The organism is Streptomyces sp. NPDC085944, assembly GCF_040686295.1.
In the GTDB taxonomy this organism is placed as follows: Bacteria; Actinomycetota; Actinomycetes; order Streptomycetales; family Streptomycetaceae; genus Streptomyces; species Streptomyces salinarius.
The window spans coordinates 151,869-170,019 of the sequence record NZ_JBFBJX010000003.1 but is presented as its reverse complement, the minus strand read 5'-3'; the positions used below and the strand labels follow the sequence as shown (position 1 = coordinate 170,019).

Annotated in this window: 14 protein-coding genes; 3 read left to right on the top strand and 11 right to left on the bottom strand. The window is 69.7% G+C overall.

Annotated features, from left to right (window positions below):
* Window positions 1–32: 32 nt before the first annotated feature.
* The 5 genes from prcB to arc form a co-directional block, all read right to left on the bottom strand.
* On the bottom strand, window positions 33–878 hold the full coding sequence (gene prcB, locus AB0P07_RS07080) for a proteasome subunit beta (RefSeq protein WP_365546265.1): 846 nt from the start codon (window positions 876–878) through the stop codon (window positions 33–35).
* Window positions 830–1,435 carry an endonuclease VII domain-containing protein gene (locus AB0P07_RS07075; RefSeq protein WP_365546263.1) on the bottom strand — a complete coding sequence of 202 codons (606 nt, stop codon included), beginning with the start codon at window positions 1,433–1,435 and terminating at the stop codon, window positions 830–832. The genes prcB and AB0P07_RS07075 overlap by 49 nt, the downstream gene beginning before the upstream one ends.
* A 51-nt stretch (window positions 1,436–1,486) precedes the next feature.
* Entirely contained in the window at window positions 1,487–1,705 is a 219-nt protein-coding gene (locus AB0P07_RS07070) for a ubiquitin-like protein Pup (protein ID WP_365546260.1), read from the bottom strand.
* A gap of 178 nt (window positions 1,706–1,883) precedes the next feature.
* Window positions 1,884–3,395, bottom strand: coding sequence for a depupylase/deamidase Dop (dop, locus tag AB0P07_RS07065; protein ID WP_365546257.1), 1,512 nt, complete (start codon window positions 3,393–3,395; stop codon window positions 1,884–1,886).
* Window positions 3,396–3,627: 232 nt separating this feature from the next.
* On the bottom strand, window positions 3,628–5,394 hold the full coding sequence (gene arc, locus AB0P07_RS07060; RefSeq protein ID WP_102932339.1) for a proteasome ATPase: 1,767 nt from the start codon (window positions 5,392–5,394) through the stop codon (window positions 3,628–3,630).
* Window positions 5,395–5,639: 245 nt separating this feature from the next.
* On the opposite strand from arc, the gene AB0P07_RS07055 reads away from it, so the two are divergent.
* Window positions 5,640–5,945, top strand: a complete 306-nt coding sequence (locus AB0P07_RS07055) for a ferredoxin (RefSeq protein ID WP_365546254.1) — start codon at window positions 5,640–5,642, stop codon at window positions 5,943–5,945.
* Between the two features lie 73 nt (window positions 5,946–6,018).
* Here AB0P07_RS07055 and AB0P07_RS07050 read toward each other — a convergent pair whose 3' ends face one another.
* From AB0P07_RS07050 to AB0P07_RS07040, 3 genes are all read right to left on the bottom strand, one after another.
* A complete protein-coding gene (locus AB0P07_RS07050) occupies window positions 6,019–6,609 on the bottom strand; it encodes a hypothetical protein (RefSeq protein WP_365546251.1) in 591 nt (196 codons plus the stop codon).
* A 224-nt stretch (window positions 6,610–6,833) separates the two neighbouring features.
* Entirely contained in the window at window positions 6,834–7,736 is a 903-nt protein-coding gene (locus AB0P07_RS07045; RefSeq protein ID WP_007447851.1) for a tRNA (adenine-N1)-methyltransferase, read from the bottom strand.
* Window positions 7,737–7,845: 109 nt separating this feature from the next.
* Window positions 7,846–9,651, bottom strand: a complete 1,806-nt coding sequence (locus tag AB0P07_RS07040; protein ID WP_365546248.1) for a site-2 protease family protein — start codon at window positions 9,649–9,651, stop codon at window positions 7,846–7,848.
* A gap of 171 nt (window positions 9,652–9,822) precedes the next feature.
* On the opposite strand from AB0P07_RS07040, the gene AB0P07_RS07035 reads away from it, so the two are divergent.
* Window positions 9,823–10,836, top strand: coding sequence for a RecB family exonuclease (locus tag AB0P07_RS07035; RefSeq protein ID WP_365546245.1), 1,014 nt, complete (start codon window positions 9,823–9,825; stop codon window positions 10,834–10,836).
* A gap of 26 nt (window positions 10,837–10,862) precedes the next feature.
* A complete protein-coding gene (locus tag AB0P07_RS07030) occupies window positions 10,863–11,534 on the top strand; it encodes a response regulator transcription factor (RefSeq protein WP_003977171.1) in 672 nt (223 codons plus the stop codon).
* A gap of 85 nt (window positions 11,535–11,619) precedes the next feature.
* Here the strand turns inward: AB0P07_RS07030 and AB0P07_RS07025 are convergent, their stop codons facing one another.
* The 3 genes from AB0P07_RS07025 to metH form a co-directional block, all read right to left on the bottom strand.
* Window positions 11,620–13,224 carry an ABC transporter substrate-binding protein gene (locus AB0P07_RS07025; RefSeq protein WP_365546242.1) on the bottom strand — a complete coding sequence of 535 codons (1,605 nt, stop codon included), beginning with the start codon at window positions 13,222–13,224 and terminating at the stop codon, window positions 11,620–11,622.
* 443 nt (window positions 13,225–13,667) lie between these two features.
* Window positions 13,668–14,369 carry an HAD family phosphatase gene (locus AB0P07_RS07020; protein WP_365546239.1) on the bottom strand — a complete coding sequence of 234 codons (702 nt, stop codon included), beginning with the start codon at window positions 14,367–14,369 and terminating at the stop codon, window positions 13,668–13,670.
* A 143-nt stretch (window positions 14,370–14,512) separates the two neighbouring features.
* Window positions 14,513–18,025: a methionine synthase gene (metH, locus tag AB0P07_RS07015; RefSeq protein ID WP_365546236.1), complete on the bottom strand. Its 3,513-nt coding sequence runs from the start codon at window positions 18,023–18,025 to the stop codon at window positions 14,513–14,515.
* Window positions 18,026–18,151: the final 126 nt, after the last annotated feature.

Genomic DNA, 18,151 nt, shown 5'->3' with positions numbered 1-18,151 from the left:
GGACCACCTGACAACACGAGGACCCGCTCCCGCTACAGCAGCGCGGCCCGCGGACCGTCGGGCTGCTCGAGCCGCCGCTCGAGCACCGAACGGGCCAGCTCCGCGGACTCGTCCTCGCCGAGTCGGCGGAAACCGTCCTCGGTGATCACAGTGATGATCGGATAGATCCGGCGGGCGACATCGGGACCACCGGTCGCCGAGTCGTCGTCAGCCGCGTCGTACAGCGCCTGCACCACGAGCGTCGTGGCCTGCTCCTCGGTCAGGTCGTCACGGAACAGCTTCTTCATCGCACCGCGCGCGAAGACCGAGCCCGACCCCGTGGCCGCGTAGTTCCGCTCCTCGGACCGGCCGCCCGTCACGTCGTACGAGAAGATGCGGCCCCGGCCCCGGTCCACGTCGTAACCGGCGAACAGCGGCACCACGGCCAGCCCCTGCATCGCCATGCCCAGGTTGGACCGGATCATCGTCGACAGGCGGTTCGCCTTGCCCTCCAGGGACAGCTGCGCGCCCTCGACCTTCTCGAAGTGCTCCAGCTCCAGCTGGAACAGCTTCACCATCTCCACGGCCAGGCCGGCGGTGCCGGCGATGCCGACCGCGGAGTACTCGTCGGCCGGGAAGACCTTCTCGATGTCCCGCTGGGCGATCATGTTGCCCATGGTGGCCCGCCGGTCACCGGCGAGGACGACACCGCCGGGGAACGTGACCGCCACGATCGTGGTGCCGTGCGGTGCCTCGACGACGCCCTGCACCGGCGGCAGCTGCCGGTTGCCCGGGAGCATCTCCGGCTGGTGCTCACCGAGGAAGTCCATGAAGGAGGAGGACCCGGGCGTCAGGAAGGCAGCTGGTAGACGCCCGGTGCTACGAGTGTTGGCTTCCACGCGTTTCCTTCCACGTAAGCGGCAGCCCGCCTTATGGCATCGGGCCGGTCCTTGAACTGCCCCAGCGCAGCGTTGCAGCTGAAGCACAGTACGCCACGGACCCTACCCGTCTCGTGGCAGTGATCCACATGTGCGGCGGGAGCGGCAAGACATATGCAGCAGACGCCGCCCTGATCGGCGATCAACTGATCGCGCTCGGCTTCGGTGAGGCCGTAGTGCCGCTTCAGGTGGCCTGCCCGCCCTTGGATGGCTCGGCACGCCTTGCAGCGGGTCGCCAGGCCGTCAGAGGCGGTCGCGTTGCGGTGCCACTCGCTGTGCGGCTTGACTTCGCCACAGGCCTGACAGAGCTTGTCCCCCGCTGGAACGTCCGCCTTCTCCCGGACGGTCAGCCCCATGGCTTCACGGCGGCGCCGGTAGCGCGCGGCGCTGTCCTCCGCCACGCACTCCCGACACCGCACTTGAAGGCCGTCCCCACGGTTCCTGTCCCGGGCGAACTCGGACACGGGCAGATTCCGCTTGCATCCCGTGCACTGATTCTCGCCCGATTGCCCAACCACCCCGAACTCCCCCGTTACCTTCACTTCGAAGGAAAAGTGGCCATTAAGCTTTTACTGTCCACCCTTTTGCACGAAGGACCTCACGAAATCCTCGGCATTCTCCTCGAGTACGTCGTCGATCTCGTCCAGGACGGAGTCCACGTCGTCGTTCAGCTTTTCCTGGCGTTCCTTGAGGTCCTCGGAGGCCTGCGTGTCCTGCGCCTGCTCCTCGACCTCCTCGGTGGACCGCGTGGCCTTCTGCTGCCCGCCGCCGGTGTCCTTGGTCGCCATAACCCTCACCCCGCTCGGTTCGCCCGACACAGTTGCTCGGTCAAGATCAGACCCTACAAGCCCGGTCCGACATCGGCCCCGCACTTTCCTCAACGTACGGGGGCCATCCTCATGGTTCCCGGACCCGGTGTATTCCACCCCGTCCGGCTGTCTACTCCCCGGTGCCCGCTCGGTCCGCTCACCCGCCGGACAGGACCCTGACCAGGTCGTCCGCGGTACGGCAGCGGTCCAGGAGCTCCTTGACGTGATTACGCGTTCCGCGAAGCGGTTCCAGGGTTGGGACCCGCTGGAGCGAGTCCCGGCCCGGCAGATCGAAGATCACCGAGTCCCAGGAGGCCGCCGCGACGTCGTCGGCGTACTGCTCCAGGCAGCGTCCGCGGAAGTAGGCGCGGGTGTCCTCCGGGGGCTTCGTGCGGGCCCGCTCGACCTCGTTCTCGTCCAGCAGGCGCTTGATGCGGCCGCGGTCCACCAGACGGTTGTAGAGGCCCTTGTCGGGCCGTACGTCGGCGTACTGGAGGTCGACGAGGTGCAGCCGGGCGGCGTCCCAGTCGACGTTGTCGCGGCGGCGGTAGCCCTCCATGAGTTCTCGCTTGGCGACCCAGTCCAGCTCGCCGGCGAGGCTCATCGGGTCGTTCTCGAGCCGGTTGAGGGTGTCCTCCCAGCGGCCGAGGACGTCCTTGGTCTGGTCGTCGGCGTCCGCGCCGTACCGTTCCTCGACGTATTTGCGGGCCAGCTCGTAGTACTCCATCTGGAGCTGTACGGCGGTCAGTGTGCGGCCGCTGCGCAGGGTGACGAGGTGCTTGAGGGCCGGGTCGTGCGAGACCTGGTGGAGGGTGCGTACCGGCTGGTCGACGGCGAGGTCGACGGCGATGAAGCCGTCTTCGATCATGGAGAGGACCAGGGCCGTCGTGCCCAGCTTGAGGTAGGTCGAGATCTCCGACAGGTTCGCGTCGCCGATGATCACGTGCAGGCGGCGCCATTTCTCGGCGTCGGCGTGCGGTTCGTCGCGGGTGTTGATGATGGGGCGCTTGAGTGTCGTCTCCAGGCCGACCTCGACCTCGAAGTAGTCGGCCCGCTGGCTGAGCTGGAAGCCGTGTTCGTGGCCGTCCTGGCCGATGCCGACGCGGCCGGCGCCGGTGAAGACCTGGCGGGAGACGAAGAAGGGCGTCAGGTGGCGCACGATGTCCGAGAAGGCGGTTTCCCGCTTCATCAGGTAGTTCTCATGCGTGCCGTAGGAGGCGCCCTTGTTGTCGGTGTTGTTCTTGTAGAGGTGGATGGGCTGGGCGCCGGGCAGTGCCGCGGCGCGTTCGGCGGCTTCGGCCATGATGCGTTCGCCGGCCTTGTCCCAGAGGACCGCGTCGCGGGGGTTGGTGACTTCCGGAGCGCTGTATTCGGGGTGGGCGTGGTCGACGTAGAGCCGTGCTCCGTTGGTGAGGATGACGTTGGCGAGGCCGATGTCCTCGTCGGTGAGCTGGCTGTTGTCGGCGGCCTCACGGGCGAGGTCGAAGCCTCGCGCGTCCCGGAGCGGGTTCTCCTCCTCGAAGTCCCAGCGGGCCCGGCGGGCCCGGTGCATCGCCGCCGCGTAGGCGTTGACGATCTGGGACGAGGTGAGCATGGCATTGGCGTTCGGGTGGCCGGGGACGGAGATTCCGTACTCCGTCTCGATGCCCATTACTCGCCGTACGGTCATGCGGCCCTCCTTGCCCGGCAGCGCCCGTAGTGGGCGCCGCTCAAGTACCGCTGGCGCTCCGATGCGTGTGCGGTGCCCGTCCCCGCACTGCGCGACTCGGCGGTAGTGAAGAGCCTAGAACGCCTTTGCGCTGGCGGGGAGATCATTTGCGTCATTGCCTTGCTCCAGCCGGGGCTCCGGAAAACAGTCGGCTGCGGGTACCCGGTGAGGGCACCCGCAGCCGCCCCGCCTTTTACAGGTACTGACCGGTGTTCGCCACCGTGTCGATGGAGCGTCCGGTGTCCGCGCCCTGCTTTCCGGTGACGAGCGTACGGATGTACACGATCCGTTCGCCCTTCTTTCCGGAGATGCGGGCCCAGTCGTCGGGGTTGGTGGTGTTGGGCAGGTCCTCGTTCTCCTTGAACTCGTCCACGCAGGCCTGGAGGAGGTGGGAGACGCGGAGGCCCTTCTGGTTCTTGTCGAGGAAGTCCTTGATCGCCATTTTCTTGGCGCGGCCCACGATGTTCTCGATCATGGCACCGGAATTGAAGTCCTTGAAGTAAAGGACTTCCTTGTCGCCGTTGGCGTAGGTGACTTCCAGGAAGCGGTTCTCCTCGGATTCGGCGTACATCTGTTCCACCGCCGTCTGGATCATGCTCTGGACGGTGGCCGCCTTGTCCTTCTCGTGTTCCGCGAGGTCGTCGGAGTGGAGGGGGAGGCGTTCGGTGAGGTACTTGCCGAAGATGTCCTTGGCCGCTTCGGCGTCGGGACGTTCGATCTTGATTTTCACGTCGAGGCGGCCGGGCCGCAGGATGGCGGGGTCGATCATGTCCTCGCGGTTGGAGGCGCCGATGACGACCACGTTCTGCAGGCCTTCCACGCCGTCGATCTCGGCGAGGAGCTGGGGGACGATGGTGTTCTCCACGTCCGAGCTGACGCCGGAGCCGCGGGTGCGGAAGAGGGATTCCATCTCGTCGAAGAAGACGATGACGGGGGTGCCCTCGCTGGCCTTTTCGCGGGCTCGCTGGAAGACGAGGCGGATTTGCCGCTCGGTCTCGCCGACGTATTTGTTGAGGAGCTCGGGGCCCTTGATGTTGAGGAAGAAGCTCTTGCCGGCGGCCTGGCCGGTGACCTCGGCGACCTTCTTGGCCAGCGAGTTGGCGACGGCCTTGGCGATGAGCGTCTTGCCGCATCCGGGGGGTCCGTAGAGCAGGACGCCCTTGGGGGGACGCAGCTCGTGTTCCTTGAACAGGTCGGGGTAGAGGTAGGGGAGCTCGACCGCGTCGCGGATCATCTCGATCTGTCCGCCGAGGCCACCGATCTGCTCGTAGCCGATGTCGGGGACCTCTTCGAGGACGAGTTCTTCGACCTCGCTCTTGGGGACGACCTCGTAGACGTAGCCGGAGCGGGGTTCGAGCAGGAGGGCGTCGCCGGGGCGGATGGTGAGTCCGCGCAGGGGTTCGGCGAGCCGTACCACCCTTTCCTCGTCGGTGTGGCCGAGCACCAGGGCGCGCTCGCCGTCCTCGAGGATCTCCTTGAGGGTGACGATGTCGCCGACGCTCTCGTACTCCATGGCCTCGACCACATTGAGTGCTTCGTTGAGCATCACTTCCTGGCCGCGTCGGAGCTCGTCTAGCTCGACGCTCGGGCTGACGTTCACCCTGAGTTTGCGGCCGCCGGTGAAGATGTCGGCGGTGCCGTCCTCGTTGGCCTGCAGGAAGACGCCGAAGCCGGCCGGTGGCTGGGCCAGCCGGTCGACTTCCTCCTTGAGGGCCACGATCTGGTCGCGGGCCTCGCGGAGGGTGCCGGCGAGCCGCTCGTTCTGGGCGGACACGCCGGCCAGATTGGTCTGCAGTTCGACGATCCGCTCTTCGAGAATTCTCGTGTGTCGCGGAGATTCGGCGAGCTTGCGTCGCAGGACGGCGATCTCCTGCTCAAGGTAGGCCACCTGCCCGGCCGGGTCCTCGGACCCGCGTCCCGGGCGGATGCCGCGGTTCATGTCGTCGTCGTGGGCTGCCACGGTCCTCACCTCCTCCAAGGGGAGCTGGACGCTTCCAGACCCTACCTGGGTGGGTGTCGATTGAAACCCCTAGATCACAAAGACGGTAGGGGTGTGTCCGATCTTCACCCTTGCGCTCTCCCTCACGCCAGGGGAATACCCACGGAACGTGGGGGGAACCCCGGCGGGGGTAGGCTCGAAGTGTTCAACACCCGTCAGAGCTGGCCGGATTCCCGAACGGCTGGGCCCAGGAAACGGCAGGAGAGATGAGCGTGCAGCAGGAGGCCGTTGTCGACGGTGGGGCTCTGGAGGTCTGGATCGACCAGGACCTGTGTACCGGTGACGGTATCTGCGCCCAGTACGCGCCCGAGGTGTTCGAGCTGGACATCGACGGTCTGGCGTACGTGAAGGGCGCCGACGACGAGCTGCTGCAGGCTCCGGGGGCGGCAACGCCCGTGCCGTTGCCGCTTCTCACGGATGTGGTGGACTCGGCGAAGGAGTGTCCGGGCGAGTGCATTCACGTGCGTCGTGTTTCGGACAGGGCCGAGGTCTACGGTCCGGACGCAGAGTGACCGAATCGTAACTTGGCGCGTACGTTCCGTGACCGCCGTCCGGTGGGTCACGCCGTGTGTCCGGGGGCGCAGGTCAGACGGTGCGTGCCTGTGAGGGCGTGTCGCTGACGAACGCGCCGTTCTTCCACTGCCACTTCACCTGGTCGGTGACGTCGGGGCAGCAACTGGGCACGTCGGGCGAGGAGTAGCCGAGGAGCGTGGCGCGGACGGCCCCGTCGCGCACCGAGAGCTCGGTGGCGGTGCGGCGGTCCCCGGGGTCGACGAGGGTGGCGACGACGCGGGGCTCGCCGCCGTCGGCGTTGCGCGTGATGACGTACACGCCGTCGGGCGGGGTGCCCATGGGGGCGTCGCAGTGCACGGAGGCCACGGTCTCGGGCCGGCCGTCGCCGTCGAGGTCGCCGGTGGCCCTCTTCTGGACGACGGCTTCGACGGGGCCGCATTCCAGGGGGAAGGTCACGGTCGCGGGGTCGGGCGGCGCGATGTGTGCGGGCGCGCTCTTGGGTCCGGTCGCGGTGGTGTGGGCGCCGGGCTGGGCCGCTGTCGCGGCGTCGGGCTGGAGGACCGAGGACAGTGCGACCACACCGGCGACGGCCGTGGCGGTGGCGACCCAGTGGATCGGCCGGGTGTGCGTGTGCGAGAGATCCGGAACGGCGGGGTGCTGCACGAGGAGTGTCTCCTGTGAGGGCTGTGCCGGTGGGGGTGGCCAGCATCGTGCCACACGTCACAGTGCGGGGGAACGGCGGGGTGGGTACTGGCTTCCGTTTTCCGCGGGGTCGCTGCTCGCGTCGGGCGGTGACGGTCAACGCGGCGACGCCGTGGTGGAGTTCCGGGACGCTGCCGGAACTCCACCACGGCGTCTGTTCGTTGTCTGCGGCGCGGGGGCCGGTCTCAGCGGCCGGAGCCTCCGCCGGCGTTGGGGCCGTCGTAGTCCTCGCCGTAGGCGCCCTTGGCGGGGCGGCGGCGGCGCATGGGCGGCTCGACGCCGTCGGCGAGGCGGCGGGCGGTGAGGAGGAAGCCGGTGTGGCCGATCATGCGGTGGTCGGGGCGGACGGCGAGGCCCTCGACGTGCCAGTTGCGGATCATGGTTTCCCAGGAGGTCGGCTCGTTGAAGCAGCCGATCTCGCGGATGGACTCCACGGTCCGGGCGAGCTGGGTGGTGGTGGCGACGTAGCAGCACAGGATGCCGCCGGGCACGAGCGCCTTCTTGACGACGTCCAGGCACTCCCAGGGGGCGAGCATGTCGAGGATGACGCGGTCGACGTCGGTGTCGGACAGGTTGTCCTGGAGGTCGCCGACGGTGAGCTGCCAGGCGGGGTGCGGGCCGCCGAAGTAGCGCTGCACGTTCTGCTGGGCGATCTCGGCGAAGTCTTCGCGGCGCTCGTAGGAGTGCAGCATGCCCTGGTCGCCGATGGCGCGCAGCAGGAAGCTGCTGAGGGAGCCGGAGCCCACGCCTGCTTCGACGACGCGTGCGCCGGGGAAGATGTCGGCGAAGGCGAGGATCTGCCCCGCGTCCTTCGGGTAGACGACGGCTGCCCCGCGGGGCATGGAAAGGACGTAGTCGGGGAGCAGGGGGCGCAGCGCGAGGTAGGCGACGTTCCCGGTGGTGCGGACAACGCTGCCCTCGGGAGCACCGATCAGTTCGTCGTGGGGGAAGGAACCCTTGTGGGTGTGGAAGTTCTTCCCGGCCTCGAGCGTGAACGTGTAGTGGCGGCCCTTGGGGTCGGTCAGCTGAACCTGGTCCCCGACCTTGAAGGGCCCGCGCCTGCGGGCGGCACCGGTCGGTTCGGACATGTGACCAGCCTACCGGTTTCCCGCCGGTGGCTTGACCGGCGGAGGGCACGTGCGGACGGGCGGGCCCCGGGGAGGGCTCGGGCGGTTCCCCGCGCCCCTTCGGGCGCGCTCAGCTGGGTCTTGCCATGGCCTTGACGAAGGCGCGTTCCACGTCGGCGGCGGACAGGACGCCGTAGATCTCGCCGGTCTCCTCGACGACGAGGTATTCGGTGGCGGGGTTGGCGCGCAGGGCGTCGAGGAGTTCTTCGCCGGACAGTTCGGCGGAGACGCGCATGCCGTCGGTGAGGTCCTGGGCGAGGGTGCTGACGGCCACCCAGGGGCGGCGGTGCTCGGGTACGCCGACGATGGCGGCTTCGCGGACGAGTGAGGCGGGGGTGCCGTCGGCGTCGACGACGACCAGGGCGCGGGCCCCGGAGGCGTTGGCGCGGCGCAGGGCCTCGGAGAGGGGGGTGTCGGCCTGGACGGGGACTGCGCGCCGGGTGAGGGCGCGGGCGCGCAGTTCGGGGAGGTGTTCGCGCAGGCGGGCCATGCGGAGGCTGTTTCCGGCGCCGGTCCAGATGATCGCGGCGAGGATGGCGGCGAGCAGGGCGTCCAGGACGGTGTCCATGCCCACGTCGTCGGCGGCCTTGCTGCCGAGGGACTGGGTGGCCAGCGGCAGGCCGACGAGTACGGCGATGGCGAGGGCGCGGCCGACCCAGGCGGCGGCGACGGTGCCGCTCATGGGCTTGCCGGTGAGTTTCCAGACGACGGCGCGGAGCATGCGGCCGCCGTCCAGGGGGAGGCCGGGCAGCAGGTTGAAGACGGCGACGATGAGGTTGGAGACCATCAGTCCGGCGAGGAGGACGCCGGGGACGCTGTCGGGTTCGACGGGCAGGAGGGCGGCGTAGAAGACGCCGGACAGGACGAGGGAGAGCAGGGGGCCGACGAAGGCCAGCATGAACTCGCGGCCGGGGGTTTCGGCCTCCTTCTCGATCTCGGAGACGCCGCCGAAGAACTGGAGCTGGATGCGGCGTACGGGGAGCTTGAAGCGGAGGGCGGCGACGGTGTGGGCGAGTTCGTGGACGAGGACGGAGGCGTAGAAGGCGACGGCGAAGAAGAGGGAGACGAGGTAGCGGGCGGCCCCGAGCTCGGGCAGTACGCGGTCGAGCTGGCCGCCGAACACCCAGGTGATCAGGGCGGCGACCAGGAACCAGCTGGGGGCGACGTACACGGGTACGCCGAAGGGCCGGCCCATGAGCAGTCCGCCCCCGGGTCCCGGTCGGCGCTGCGGGGGCCGGCCCGGACCGCCTCCGCCGGGGGTGTGGGCTTCGGTGCGGTGGTGGGGGGTGCCGGTGTCGCTCTCGGCACCGGCGGACGGGCCTGCCGACGGGCGGGCGGCCGCGTCGTCGCCGGAGGCCGGCTGCTCCGGCGGTTCCCCTGCCGTGCCGTGTCCGGCGGCGGGGGTGGACTCGGCGGGCCTGTCCGGGCGGGGTGGGTGCTGGGGGGCCGGGGCGGCGTCCGGGGGCGCGTCCTCGGCGCGCGGGGCGTCCGGTTCGGTGCCCTCGGTGGGGCGGGCTCCCGGGTCCGGGGTTCCGGGCGGGGTGTCCGGGGCGTTCCGGTCGGACTCGTCGCGCGGGGTGGAGGCTTCGGCGGGGGTCTGCCCCGAGTCGGCGGGGGCCTCCCCCGAGTCGGCGGGGGCCTCCCCGCGTTCGGTGGGCGTCGGTGCGCCGGTGTCCGGCGACTCGGGGCCCGGTGTTCCTGCTTCCGACGCCCCGTGGTCCGGTGCGCCGGGGTCCGTGGGTGTGGGGCCGGCGACCGTGGGTTCCGGCCGGGTGGTGTCGGCGGGCTCGGCGGCCGGGGCCGTGGGATGTGCCCGGGGCTCGGCCGACTCGTCGTTGCCGGACCGCGGCTGCCCGCTCCCGCCGCTCACGTCCACGATGTCCCCTCGTTCGAAGCGTCTCCCGCCTGCGGACGGGAGGGTCTCGTGTCGATGGTATGCGTCCGTCCCGGCCCGTTCAGCCCCGGCACCCATGTGCTTGCCTTCTGTCACACGGGTCACGGCGTCGGACTGGGTCGCTGTCAGTGTCCGGCCGTAAGGTCTGTGGGCATGGAGACGAGTACCGAGGATGTCGCGGAGGACGCCGGCGGATCCGCCCGACCGGCGGAGGCCGCGGCGGATCAGCCGGGTGTGGTGGTGGAACCGGCGGTCGTGGTGTTGGACGCGCCGACCGGCGACGCCCCGCCCGCGCCCGTGGCGACCGCTCGCCCAGCGACCGCGCCGGTCTCGCTCTCGCCCTCGCGGGCCGGGGACTTCATGCAGTGCCCGCTGCTGTACCGGTTCCGGGTCATCGACCGGCTGCCGGAGAAGCCCAGCGAGGCGGCGACCAGGGGCACCCTGGTGCATGCGGTGCTGGAGCGGCTCTTCGACGCGCCGGCAGTCGAGCGGACGGCGCCGCGGGCCAAGGCTCTGGTGCCGGGCCAGTGGGACCGGCTGCGGGAGAGCAGGCCGGAGGTCGGTGAGCTGTTCGCGGACGATCCGGAGGGGGCGCGGCTGGCGCAGTGGCTGTCGGAGGCGGAGCGGCTCGTCGAGCGCTGGTTCACCCTGGAGGATCCGAGCCGGCTGGAGCCCGCCGAGCGGGAGCTGTTCGTCGAGGCCGAGCTGGACTCGGGGTTGCGGCTGCGCGGCATCATCGACCGGGTCGACGTGGCCCCCACCGGCGAGGTGCGGATCGTCGACTACAAGACCGGCAAGGCGCCCCGGCCGCAGTACGCGGAGGGTGCGCTGTTCCAGATGAAGTTCTACGCGCTGGTGGTGTGGCGACTGAAGAAGGTCGTCCCGCGGCGTCTGCAGCTGGTATATCTCGGCAGTGGTGACGTGCTCACGTACGACCCGGTCCCGGCCGACCTGGAGCGGGTCGAGCGCAAGCTGCTGGCGCTGTGGGAGGCGATCCGGCTGGCGACCGAGACGGGCGACTGGCGGCCGCGGCCCACGAAGCTGTGCGGCTGGTGCGACCACCAGGCGCACTGCCCGGAGTTCGGCGGCACTCCCCCGCCCTATCCGCTCCCGGTGAGGGCGGCCGACTCCGACGGGGCCGAGCAGGGCAGAATGGGGCCGGACTAGGGCCTGTCCCATCGAAGGAGACTTACGTGGCCATCCGCGTCCTACTGGTCGACGACCAGCCGCTGCTGCGCACGGGCTTCCGGATGATTCTGGAGGCGGAGCAGGATCTCGCGGTCGTCGGCGAGGCCGGAGACGGCCTCCAGGCCCTCGACCAGGTGCGGGCGCTGCAGCCCGACGTGGTCCTGATGGACATCCGCATGCCGCGGATGGACGGTGTGGAGGCGACCCGGCAGATCACCGGGCCCGAGCGGGACGGTCCGGCCAAGGTGCTGGTGCTGACCACCTTCGACCTGGACGAGTACGTGGTGGAGGCGCTGAAGGCGGGCGCCAGCGGCTTCCTGCTCAAGGACGCCCCGGCCAACGAGCTGGTGCAGGCGATCCGTGTGGTGGCGAACGGCGAGGCGATGCTGGCGCCGAGCATCACCCGTCGGCTGCTCGACAAGTACGCCACGCATCTGCCGTCCGGTGACGAGCCGGTGCCGGACACCCTGCACACGCTGACGGACCGTGAGGTCGAGGTGCTGAAGCTGGTGGCGCGCGGGCTGTCGAACGCGGAGATCGCCGCGGACCTGTTCGTCAGTGAGACGACCGTCAAGACGCACGTGGGCCATGTGCTGACCAAGCTGGGTCTGCGGGACCGGGTGCAGGCCGCGGTGTACGCGTACGAGAGCGGTCTGGTCCGTCCCGGCGCGCAGTAGGCGGCCGGCGCGGCGCGCCTGGAAACCGAAGGGCGCCCTCTTCCTGGCCGGAAGAGGGCGCCCTTCGGTGTGTCCGGGGACGGCGTCAGCCGCTCACGCCCCGGCCCAGCTCCCACAGCTGCAGCGTCGAGGACGCGTTGAGGAGGTAGGCGGCGCCCGTGACGTCGTCGCGGGTGGCGACGTACTGCTTGCCCTGCCACAACGGGATCAGCGGCACGTCCTTGGCGGTGATGTCCTGGATCTCGGTGAGGACGTCCACCGCGGAGAGCCGGTCGGCCTCGGCGCGGGACTCGGGGATCAGCGTGTTGATGATCTGCTTGTTCTCGTAGGGCGAGTTGAGGGTGTTGCCCTTGTCGAGGAACGGCGCGATGAAGCTGTCGGCGTCCGGGAAGTCGGGGAACCAGCCCATGCCGTAGACGTCGTACTTGCCGTCCTGTTCCGCCTTGCGGAACGTCTTCCAGGGCGTGCCCTTGATGTCCACGTCGAACAGGCCGCTGTCGTTCAGCTGCTTCTGCAGCTGCTCGAACTCCTTCTTGGTCGCGGCACCGTAGTGGTCGGTGGTGTAGTGCATCGTCAGCTTGATGGGCGTGCTGATGTCCGCGTCCTCCAGCATCGCCTTCGCCTTGTCGACGTTCGGGTCGCCGTACTGGTTGAAGAACGAGTTGGAGTGGCCGGTGATGCCGGCCGGGACCATCGAGTACAGCGGCTGGGCCTGCGAGCCGTACACCTTGGAGACGAGTTCGCTGCGGTTGATGAGCTGAGCCATCGCCTTGCGGACGGCCTCGTCCTTGACCGTCGCGGCCTCCGTGTTGAAGGCGAGGTACCGGATCTCCAGGCCGGACACCTCGACGAGGCTGACGTCGCCGTCGGTGGCCTTCGCGAGCTTCTGGACCTGTTCCGGCGTCATCGCGCGGGTCATGACGTCGATGTCGCCCTTGTCGATCGCGTCGCCCATGGCGTCCGCGTCGTCGAAGAAGACCATCTCGACCTTGTCGTTGTTCACCTTCGCGCTCCCCTTGTAGCTGGGGTTCTTGGTGAACACGGCCTTGGTGAGGATGTCGTCCTTGACCTCGGCCTTCATGGTGTACGGGCCGGAGCCGTCCAGTTCCCAGCCGTCGCGCAGCTTGTCCTTGGGGTACTGGTCGGGGTTGACGATGCCCGAGACCGGCGTCGACAGCTTGTACGGGAAGGTCGCGTCCGCCGTCTTGAGGTGGAAGATGACTTCGCGCTCGCCCTGGGTCTCGACGGTGTCGACGGTGTTGAGCAGCGTGGCCACCTCGCTGTCGGCGTCGATGGCGATGGCGCGCTCGATGGAGTACTTGACGTCCTCGGCGGTGACGGGGTCGCCGTTGGCGAACTTGAGTCCGTCCCGCAGGGTGCACGCGTACCGTTCGTTTCCGGTGTCGGTGAACCCGCACTTCTGGGCGGCGTCGGGGACGGGCTCGCCGCCTCCGCGGGGCTGCGCCATGAGCGTCTGCGTGGTCTGACGCAGGACGTTCCAGAGGCCGACGTCGTAGGCGTATGCCGGGTCGAGCGGCGCGGGCGTCTCCTCGGAGGCGCTGAACCGGTCCGTGGTGCCGACGACGATCGCGTCCCCGTCGCCGCTGCCGCTGTCCGATCCTCCGCAGGCGGCGAGCACCGGCGCGAGCAGGCCGACGACGGCCGGCAGCACCAAAGTCTTGCGGTTCATGCTCGAGTTTCTCCAGAGCTGTCGGTCCGTGTATCCGGCATGCAGGGGTGTCGCGGCGGATCACGGGGGTAGTGGCCGATGTTCTCGCGACGAGATTAGTCCGCGCCCGCACGGGGGTTCGCAGCCATCGGAGCTGAGGACCCATCACGGAGCGAAACCGGGTGTGGACACACCGAAAACCCGACAGTGGAAGGATTAGTGCAGGGTTTCACCAATCAGGACACAAAGGCTCCTCGACAACGTTCGCCTAGCCGGATGCGGCACACCTGCGCACGTCTGTCGACCCCTGTCGGCGTGGCGAACGTCACAGTTGGCCTTCGGTCGCCGGTGCCGGAATTCGGCCATCCGAGGCGGGGGAATTAGCCCGGGAACAGTGGTGGGGCCGCTCGGGGCGGACCTTCCCGGAATTGGCCGCTTACCGCCGCTGCACGCTCGGTGAACGGCTAGCGCATTTGTGTCATCAGGCCGCGCAGAAATGTCAGATCGACCTCTTCCAGGGAGGCGACCACGGTGCGCCGGGCGGCCGGGGTGATGTCAGCGACCGAGGGCACGGCCACGACGTGGCAGCCGGCGGCCTCCGCGGCGGCGACCCCGGTCGCGGTGTCCTCGACGACGGCGCAGCGGACCGGGTCGACGCCGAGTCCGGCCGCGGCGGCCAGGTAGGGGTCGGGGTGGGGCTTGGTGCGCGGCACCTCGTCGCCGCCGACGGTGAGGCCGAAGTGGTGGGGGCCGAGCGACTTCAGGACACGGTCGATGATGCGCCGGTGCGAGGCGGAGACCAGGGCCGTGGGGATCTCGTGCGTGGAGAGTTCGGCGAGCAGCCGGGCGGCGCCGGGCATGAGCGGCAGGTCACGGCCGATGCGCTCCTCGAACCCGTCGTTGAGCAGGACGCTCAGTTCGGCCAGGGTGATGTCGGCGCCGGTGGCCTCGATCAGGAAGCCCGCGCTGCGGGTCATGGGGCCTCCGACCACGACGTGGCGCCAGGAGTCGTCCAGGGTGTGGCCCAGGGAGGCGAAGACCTCCGTCTCGACGTCCCACCAGAAGCCCTCCGTGTCCACCAGGGTGCCGTCCATGTCGAGGAGCACGGCTTGCAGGGCGGACCCTTCGGCCGTACGGGTTCCGAGAGCGGGGACCGTACTGGTCATCCACATACCTCCTTGAGGGACGATCAGGCCGGCTCCCACGAAGGGAGCCGGCCTGCAGTGGACCGACCAGTGTACGTCGTGCGGGGCGCGAACGCCTGGTGTGGCCGACGGGGCGGGTACGGCGCGCCTGGTGGGCCGCCCCCCTAGCGTGCGTTGAAGTACTTCGCCTCGGGGTGGTGGATGACGATGGCGTCCGTGGACTGCTCGGGGTGGAGCTGGAACTCCTCGGAGAGGTGGACGCCGATGCGCTCGGGCTCCAGCAGGGCGGCGATCTTGGCGCGGTCCTCCAGGTCGGGGCAGGCGCCGTAGCCGAGGGAGAAGCGGGCGCCCCGGTACTTCAGGGCGAACATGTCCTCCATGTCGGCCGGGTCCTCCCCGGCGAAGCCCAGTTCGGAGCGCACGCGTGCGTGCCAGTACTCGGCGAGGGCCTCGGCGAGCTGGACGGACAGTCCGTGCAGTTCGAGGTAGTCGCGGTAGGCGTTGGCCTCGAACATCCGGGCCGTCTCCTCGCCGATGCGGGAGCCGACGGTGACGACCTGGAAGCCGACCACGTCGGTCTCGCCGGACTCCTCCGGGCGGAAGAAGTCGGCCAGGCACAGGCGCCGGCCGCGGCGCTGGCGCGGAAAGGTGAAGCGGGTGCGTTCGTTGCCGTCGTCGTCCAGGACGATCAGGTCGTCGTCCTTGGAGACGCAGGGGAAGTAGCCGTAGACCACGGCCGCCTCCAGCAGGTTCTCCGTCTGGAGCCGGTCCAGCAGCCCCCGCAGCCGGGGCCGGCCCTCGGACTCGACGAGTTCCTCGTAGGAGGGCCCCTCGCCGGTGCGGGCCTGCTTGAGACCCCACTGGCCCTTGAAGAGGGCGCCCTCGTCCAGCCAGGAGGCGTACTCCTTGAGCTGGATGCCCTTGACGACGCGGGTGCCGCGGAACGGCGGCTCGGGCACGGGGTTGTCGATGGCGACGTCGGAGCGGACGCTGCCCTCCTCCGGACGGTCCTCGATCTCGACGGTGGCCGCCCGCACCCGGCGCTGCTTCAGCTCGGGCAGCCGGGCGCCGGGAACGCCGCGCTTGATGCCGATCAGGGCGTCCATCAGGCGCAGGCCCTCGAAGGCGTCGCGGGCGTAGCGGACCTCGCCGTCGTAGATCTCGTGCAGGTCCTGCTCGACGTAGGCCCTGGTGAGGGCGGCGCCGCCGAGGATGACCGGGTAGTCGGCGGCCAGCCCCCGCTGGTTGAGCTCCTCCAGGTTCTCCTTCATGATCACCGTGGACTTGACCAGGAGGCCGGACATGCCGATGACGTCGGCCCTGTGCTCGTCGGCCGCCTCCAGGATCGCGGAGACCGGCTGCTTGATGCCGAGGTTGACGACGGTGTAGCCGTTGTTGGACAGGATGATGTCGACCAGGTTCTTGCCGATGTCGTGGACGTCGCCGCGGACGGTGGCCAGCACGATGGTGCCCTTGCCGTCGTCGTCGGTCTTCTCCATGTGCGGCTCCAGGTGCGCCACCGCGGTCTTCATGACCTCGGCGGACTGGAGCACGAACGGCAGTTGCATCTGGCCGGAGCCGAACAGTTCGCCGACGACCTTCATGCCGTCGAGCAGGGTGTCGTTGACGATGTCGAGCGCGGGACGCTCCTGGAGGGCGTCGTCCAGGTCCTGTTCGAGGCCGTTCTTCTCGCCGTCGATGATGCGGCGCTTGAGGCGCTCCTCCAGCGGGAGGGCGGCCAGCTCCTCGGCCTTGGACGCCTTCAGGGACTTGGCCGTGGCGCCCTCGAAGAGCTGCATGAGCTTCTGCAGCGGGTCGTAGCCCTCGCGGCGGCGGTCGTGGATGAGGTCGAGGGCGGTGGTGACCTGCTCCTCGTCGAAACGGGCGATCGGCAGGATCTTCGACGCGTGCACGATCGCCGAGTCGAGGCCCGCCTTCACACACTCGTCGAGGAAGACGGAGTTCAGCAGGATGCGGGCGGCCGGGTTGAGGCCGAAGGAGATGTTCGACAGGCCGAGCGTGGTCTGCACGTCCGGGTGGCGCTTCTTCAGCTCCCGGATGCCCTCGATGGTGGCCAGGCCGTCCTTGCGGGACTCCTCCTGGCCGGTGCAGATCGTGAAGGTCAGGCAGTCGACGAGGATGTCCGACTCACGGATGCCCCAGTTGCCGGTGAGGTCGTCGATGAGCCGTTCGGCGATCTCGACCTTCTTCTCGGCGGTGCGGGCCTGGCCCTCCTCGTCGATGGTCAGCGCGATCAGCGCGGCCCCGTGCTCCCGGGCCAGCCGGGTGACGCGGGCGAAGCGGGACTCGGGGCCGGCTCCGTCCTCGTAGTTCACCGAGTTGATCACCGCGCGGCCGCCGAGCTTCTCCAGACCCGCCTGGATCACGTCGACCTCGGTGGAGTCCAGCACGATCGGCAGCGTCGAGGCGGTGGCGAACCGGCCGGCCAGCTCCTCCATGTCGGCGACGCCGTCCCGGCCGACGTAGTCCACACACAGGTCGAGCATGTGCGCGCCCTCGCGGATCTGGTCCCGGGCCATTTCCACGCAGTCGTCCCAGCGGCCCGCCAGCATGGCCTCGCGGAACTTCTTGGAGCCGTTGGCGTTCGTGCGCTCGCCGATGGCCAGGTAGGAGGTGTCCTGGCGGAAGGGCACGGTCTGGTAGAGGGAGGCGGCGCCGGGTTCGGGCCGCGGCCGGCGCTCGGTGGGCTCCGCGCCGCGGACCCGCTCGACGACCTGGCGCAGGTGCTCGGGGGTGGTGCCGCAGCAGCCGCCGACCAGCGACAGGCCGTACTCGCGGACGAAGGTCTCGTGGGCGTCGGCCAGCTCGGGCGCGGTCAGCGGGTAGTGGGCGCCGTCCTTGCCGAGGACGGGCAGACCGGCGTTGGGCATGCAGGTCAGCGGGATCCGGGCGTGACGGGCGAGGTAGCGAAGGTGCTCGCTCATCTCCGCCGGGCCGGTGGCGCAGTTCATGCCGATCATGTCGATGCCGAGCGGTTCCAGCGCGGTGAGCGCGGCGCCGATCTCGGAGCCGAGGAGCATGGTGCCGGTGGTCTCGACGGTGACGGAGACGATGACGGGCAGGTCGAGGCCGAGGGCGTCGAGGGCGCGCCGGGCGCCGAGCACGGAGGCCTTGGTCTGCAGCAGGTCCTGGGTGGTCTCCACGAGCAGGGCGTCGGCGCCGCCGGCGACCAGGCCCTCGGCGTTGCGCTGATAGGCGTCGCGCAGCACGGTGTAGGGGGCGTGGCCCAGGGTGGGAAGCTTGGTGCCGGGGCCGATGGAGCCCAGGACCCAGCGCTGCCGCCCGTCCCCGGCCGCGAATTCGTCCGCGACCTCGCGGGCGACGCGGGCGCCGGCCTCGGACAGTTCGTGGACGCGCTCGGGGATGTCGTACTCGCCGAGGGCGGAGTGGTTGGCGCCGAAGGTGTTCGTGCCGACGCAGTCGACGCCGGCCGCGAAGTACTCCTCGTGCACCGAACGCACGATGTCGGGCCGGGTCACGTTCAGGACCTCGTTGCACCCCTCCAGCTGCTGGAAGTCGTCCAGCGTGGGGTTCTGGGCCTGGAGCATGGTGCCCATGGCGCCGTCGGCGACCACCACACGGGTGGCGAGGGCCTCTCGGAGGGCGGACACGCGGGTGCGGGTGTCGGCGGGCGGGGTGGATGGCGACGAGGCCATGAAGGGGCTCCCTAGGATGCGACGGCTGTCGGCTTTGCGCCTGCCCGGTGCCGTCCGTCGTGGACGTCCCCGGGGAGTACGCACGCCGCCAGGGTAGCCGGGTCCGGGAGCGGATGGTCAGGGCGT

Bases quoted from the DNA above. Each gene is read 5' to 3' on its own strand.
- AB0P07_RS07070 (WP_365546260.1), bottom strand. From the start codon at position 1,705: ATGGCGACCAAGGACACCGGCGGCGGGCAGCAGAAGGCCACGCGGTCC.
- dop (WP_365546257.1), bottom strand. From the start codon at position 3,395: ATGACCGTACGGCGAGTAATGGGCATCGAGACGGAGTACGGAATCTCC.
- AB0P07_RS07055 (WP_365546254.1), top strand. From the start codon at position 5,640: ATGAGCGTGCAGCAGGAGGCCGTTGTCGACGGTGGGGCTCTGGAGGTC.
- AB0P07_RS07045 (WP_007447851.1), bottom strand. From the start codon at position 7,736: ATGTCCGAACCGACCGGTGCCGCCCGCAGGCGCGGGCCCTTCAAGGTC.
- AB0P07_RS07035 (WP_365546245.1), top strand. From the start codon at position 9,823: ATGGAGACGAGTACCGAGGATGTCGCGGAGGACGCCGGCGGATCCGCC.
- AB0P07_RS07025 (WP_365546242.1), bottom strand. From the start codon at position 13,224: ATGAACCGCAAGACTTTGGTGCTGCCGGCCGTCGTCGGCCTGCTCGCG.
- AB0P07_RS07020 (WP_365546239.1), bottom strand. From the start codon at position 14,369: ATGACCAGTACGGTCCCCGCTCTCGGAACCCGTACGGCCGAAGGGTCC.
- metH (WP_365546236.1), bottom strand. From the start codon at position 18,025: ATGGCCTCGTCGCCATCCACCCCGCCCGCCGACACCCGCACCCGCGTG.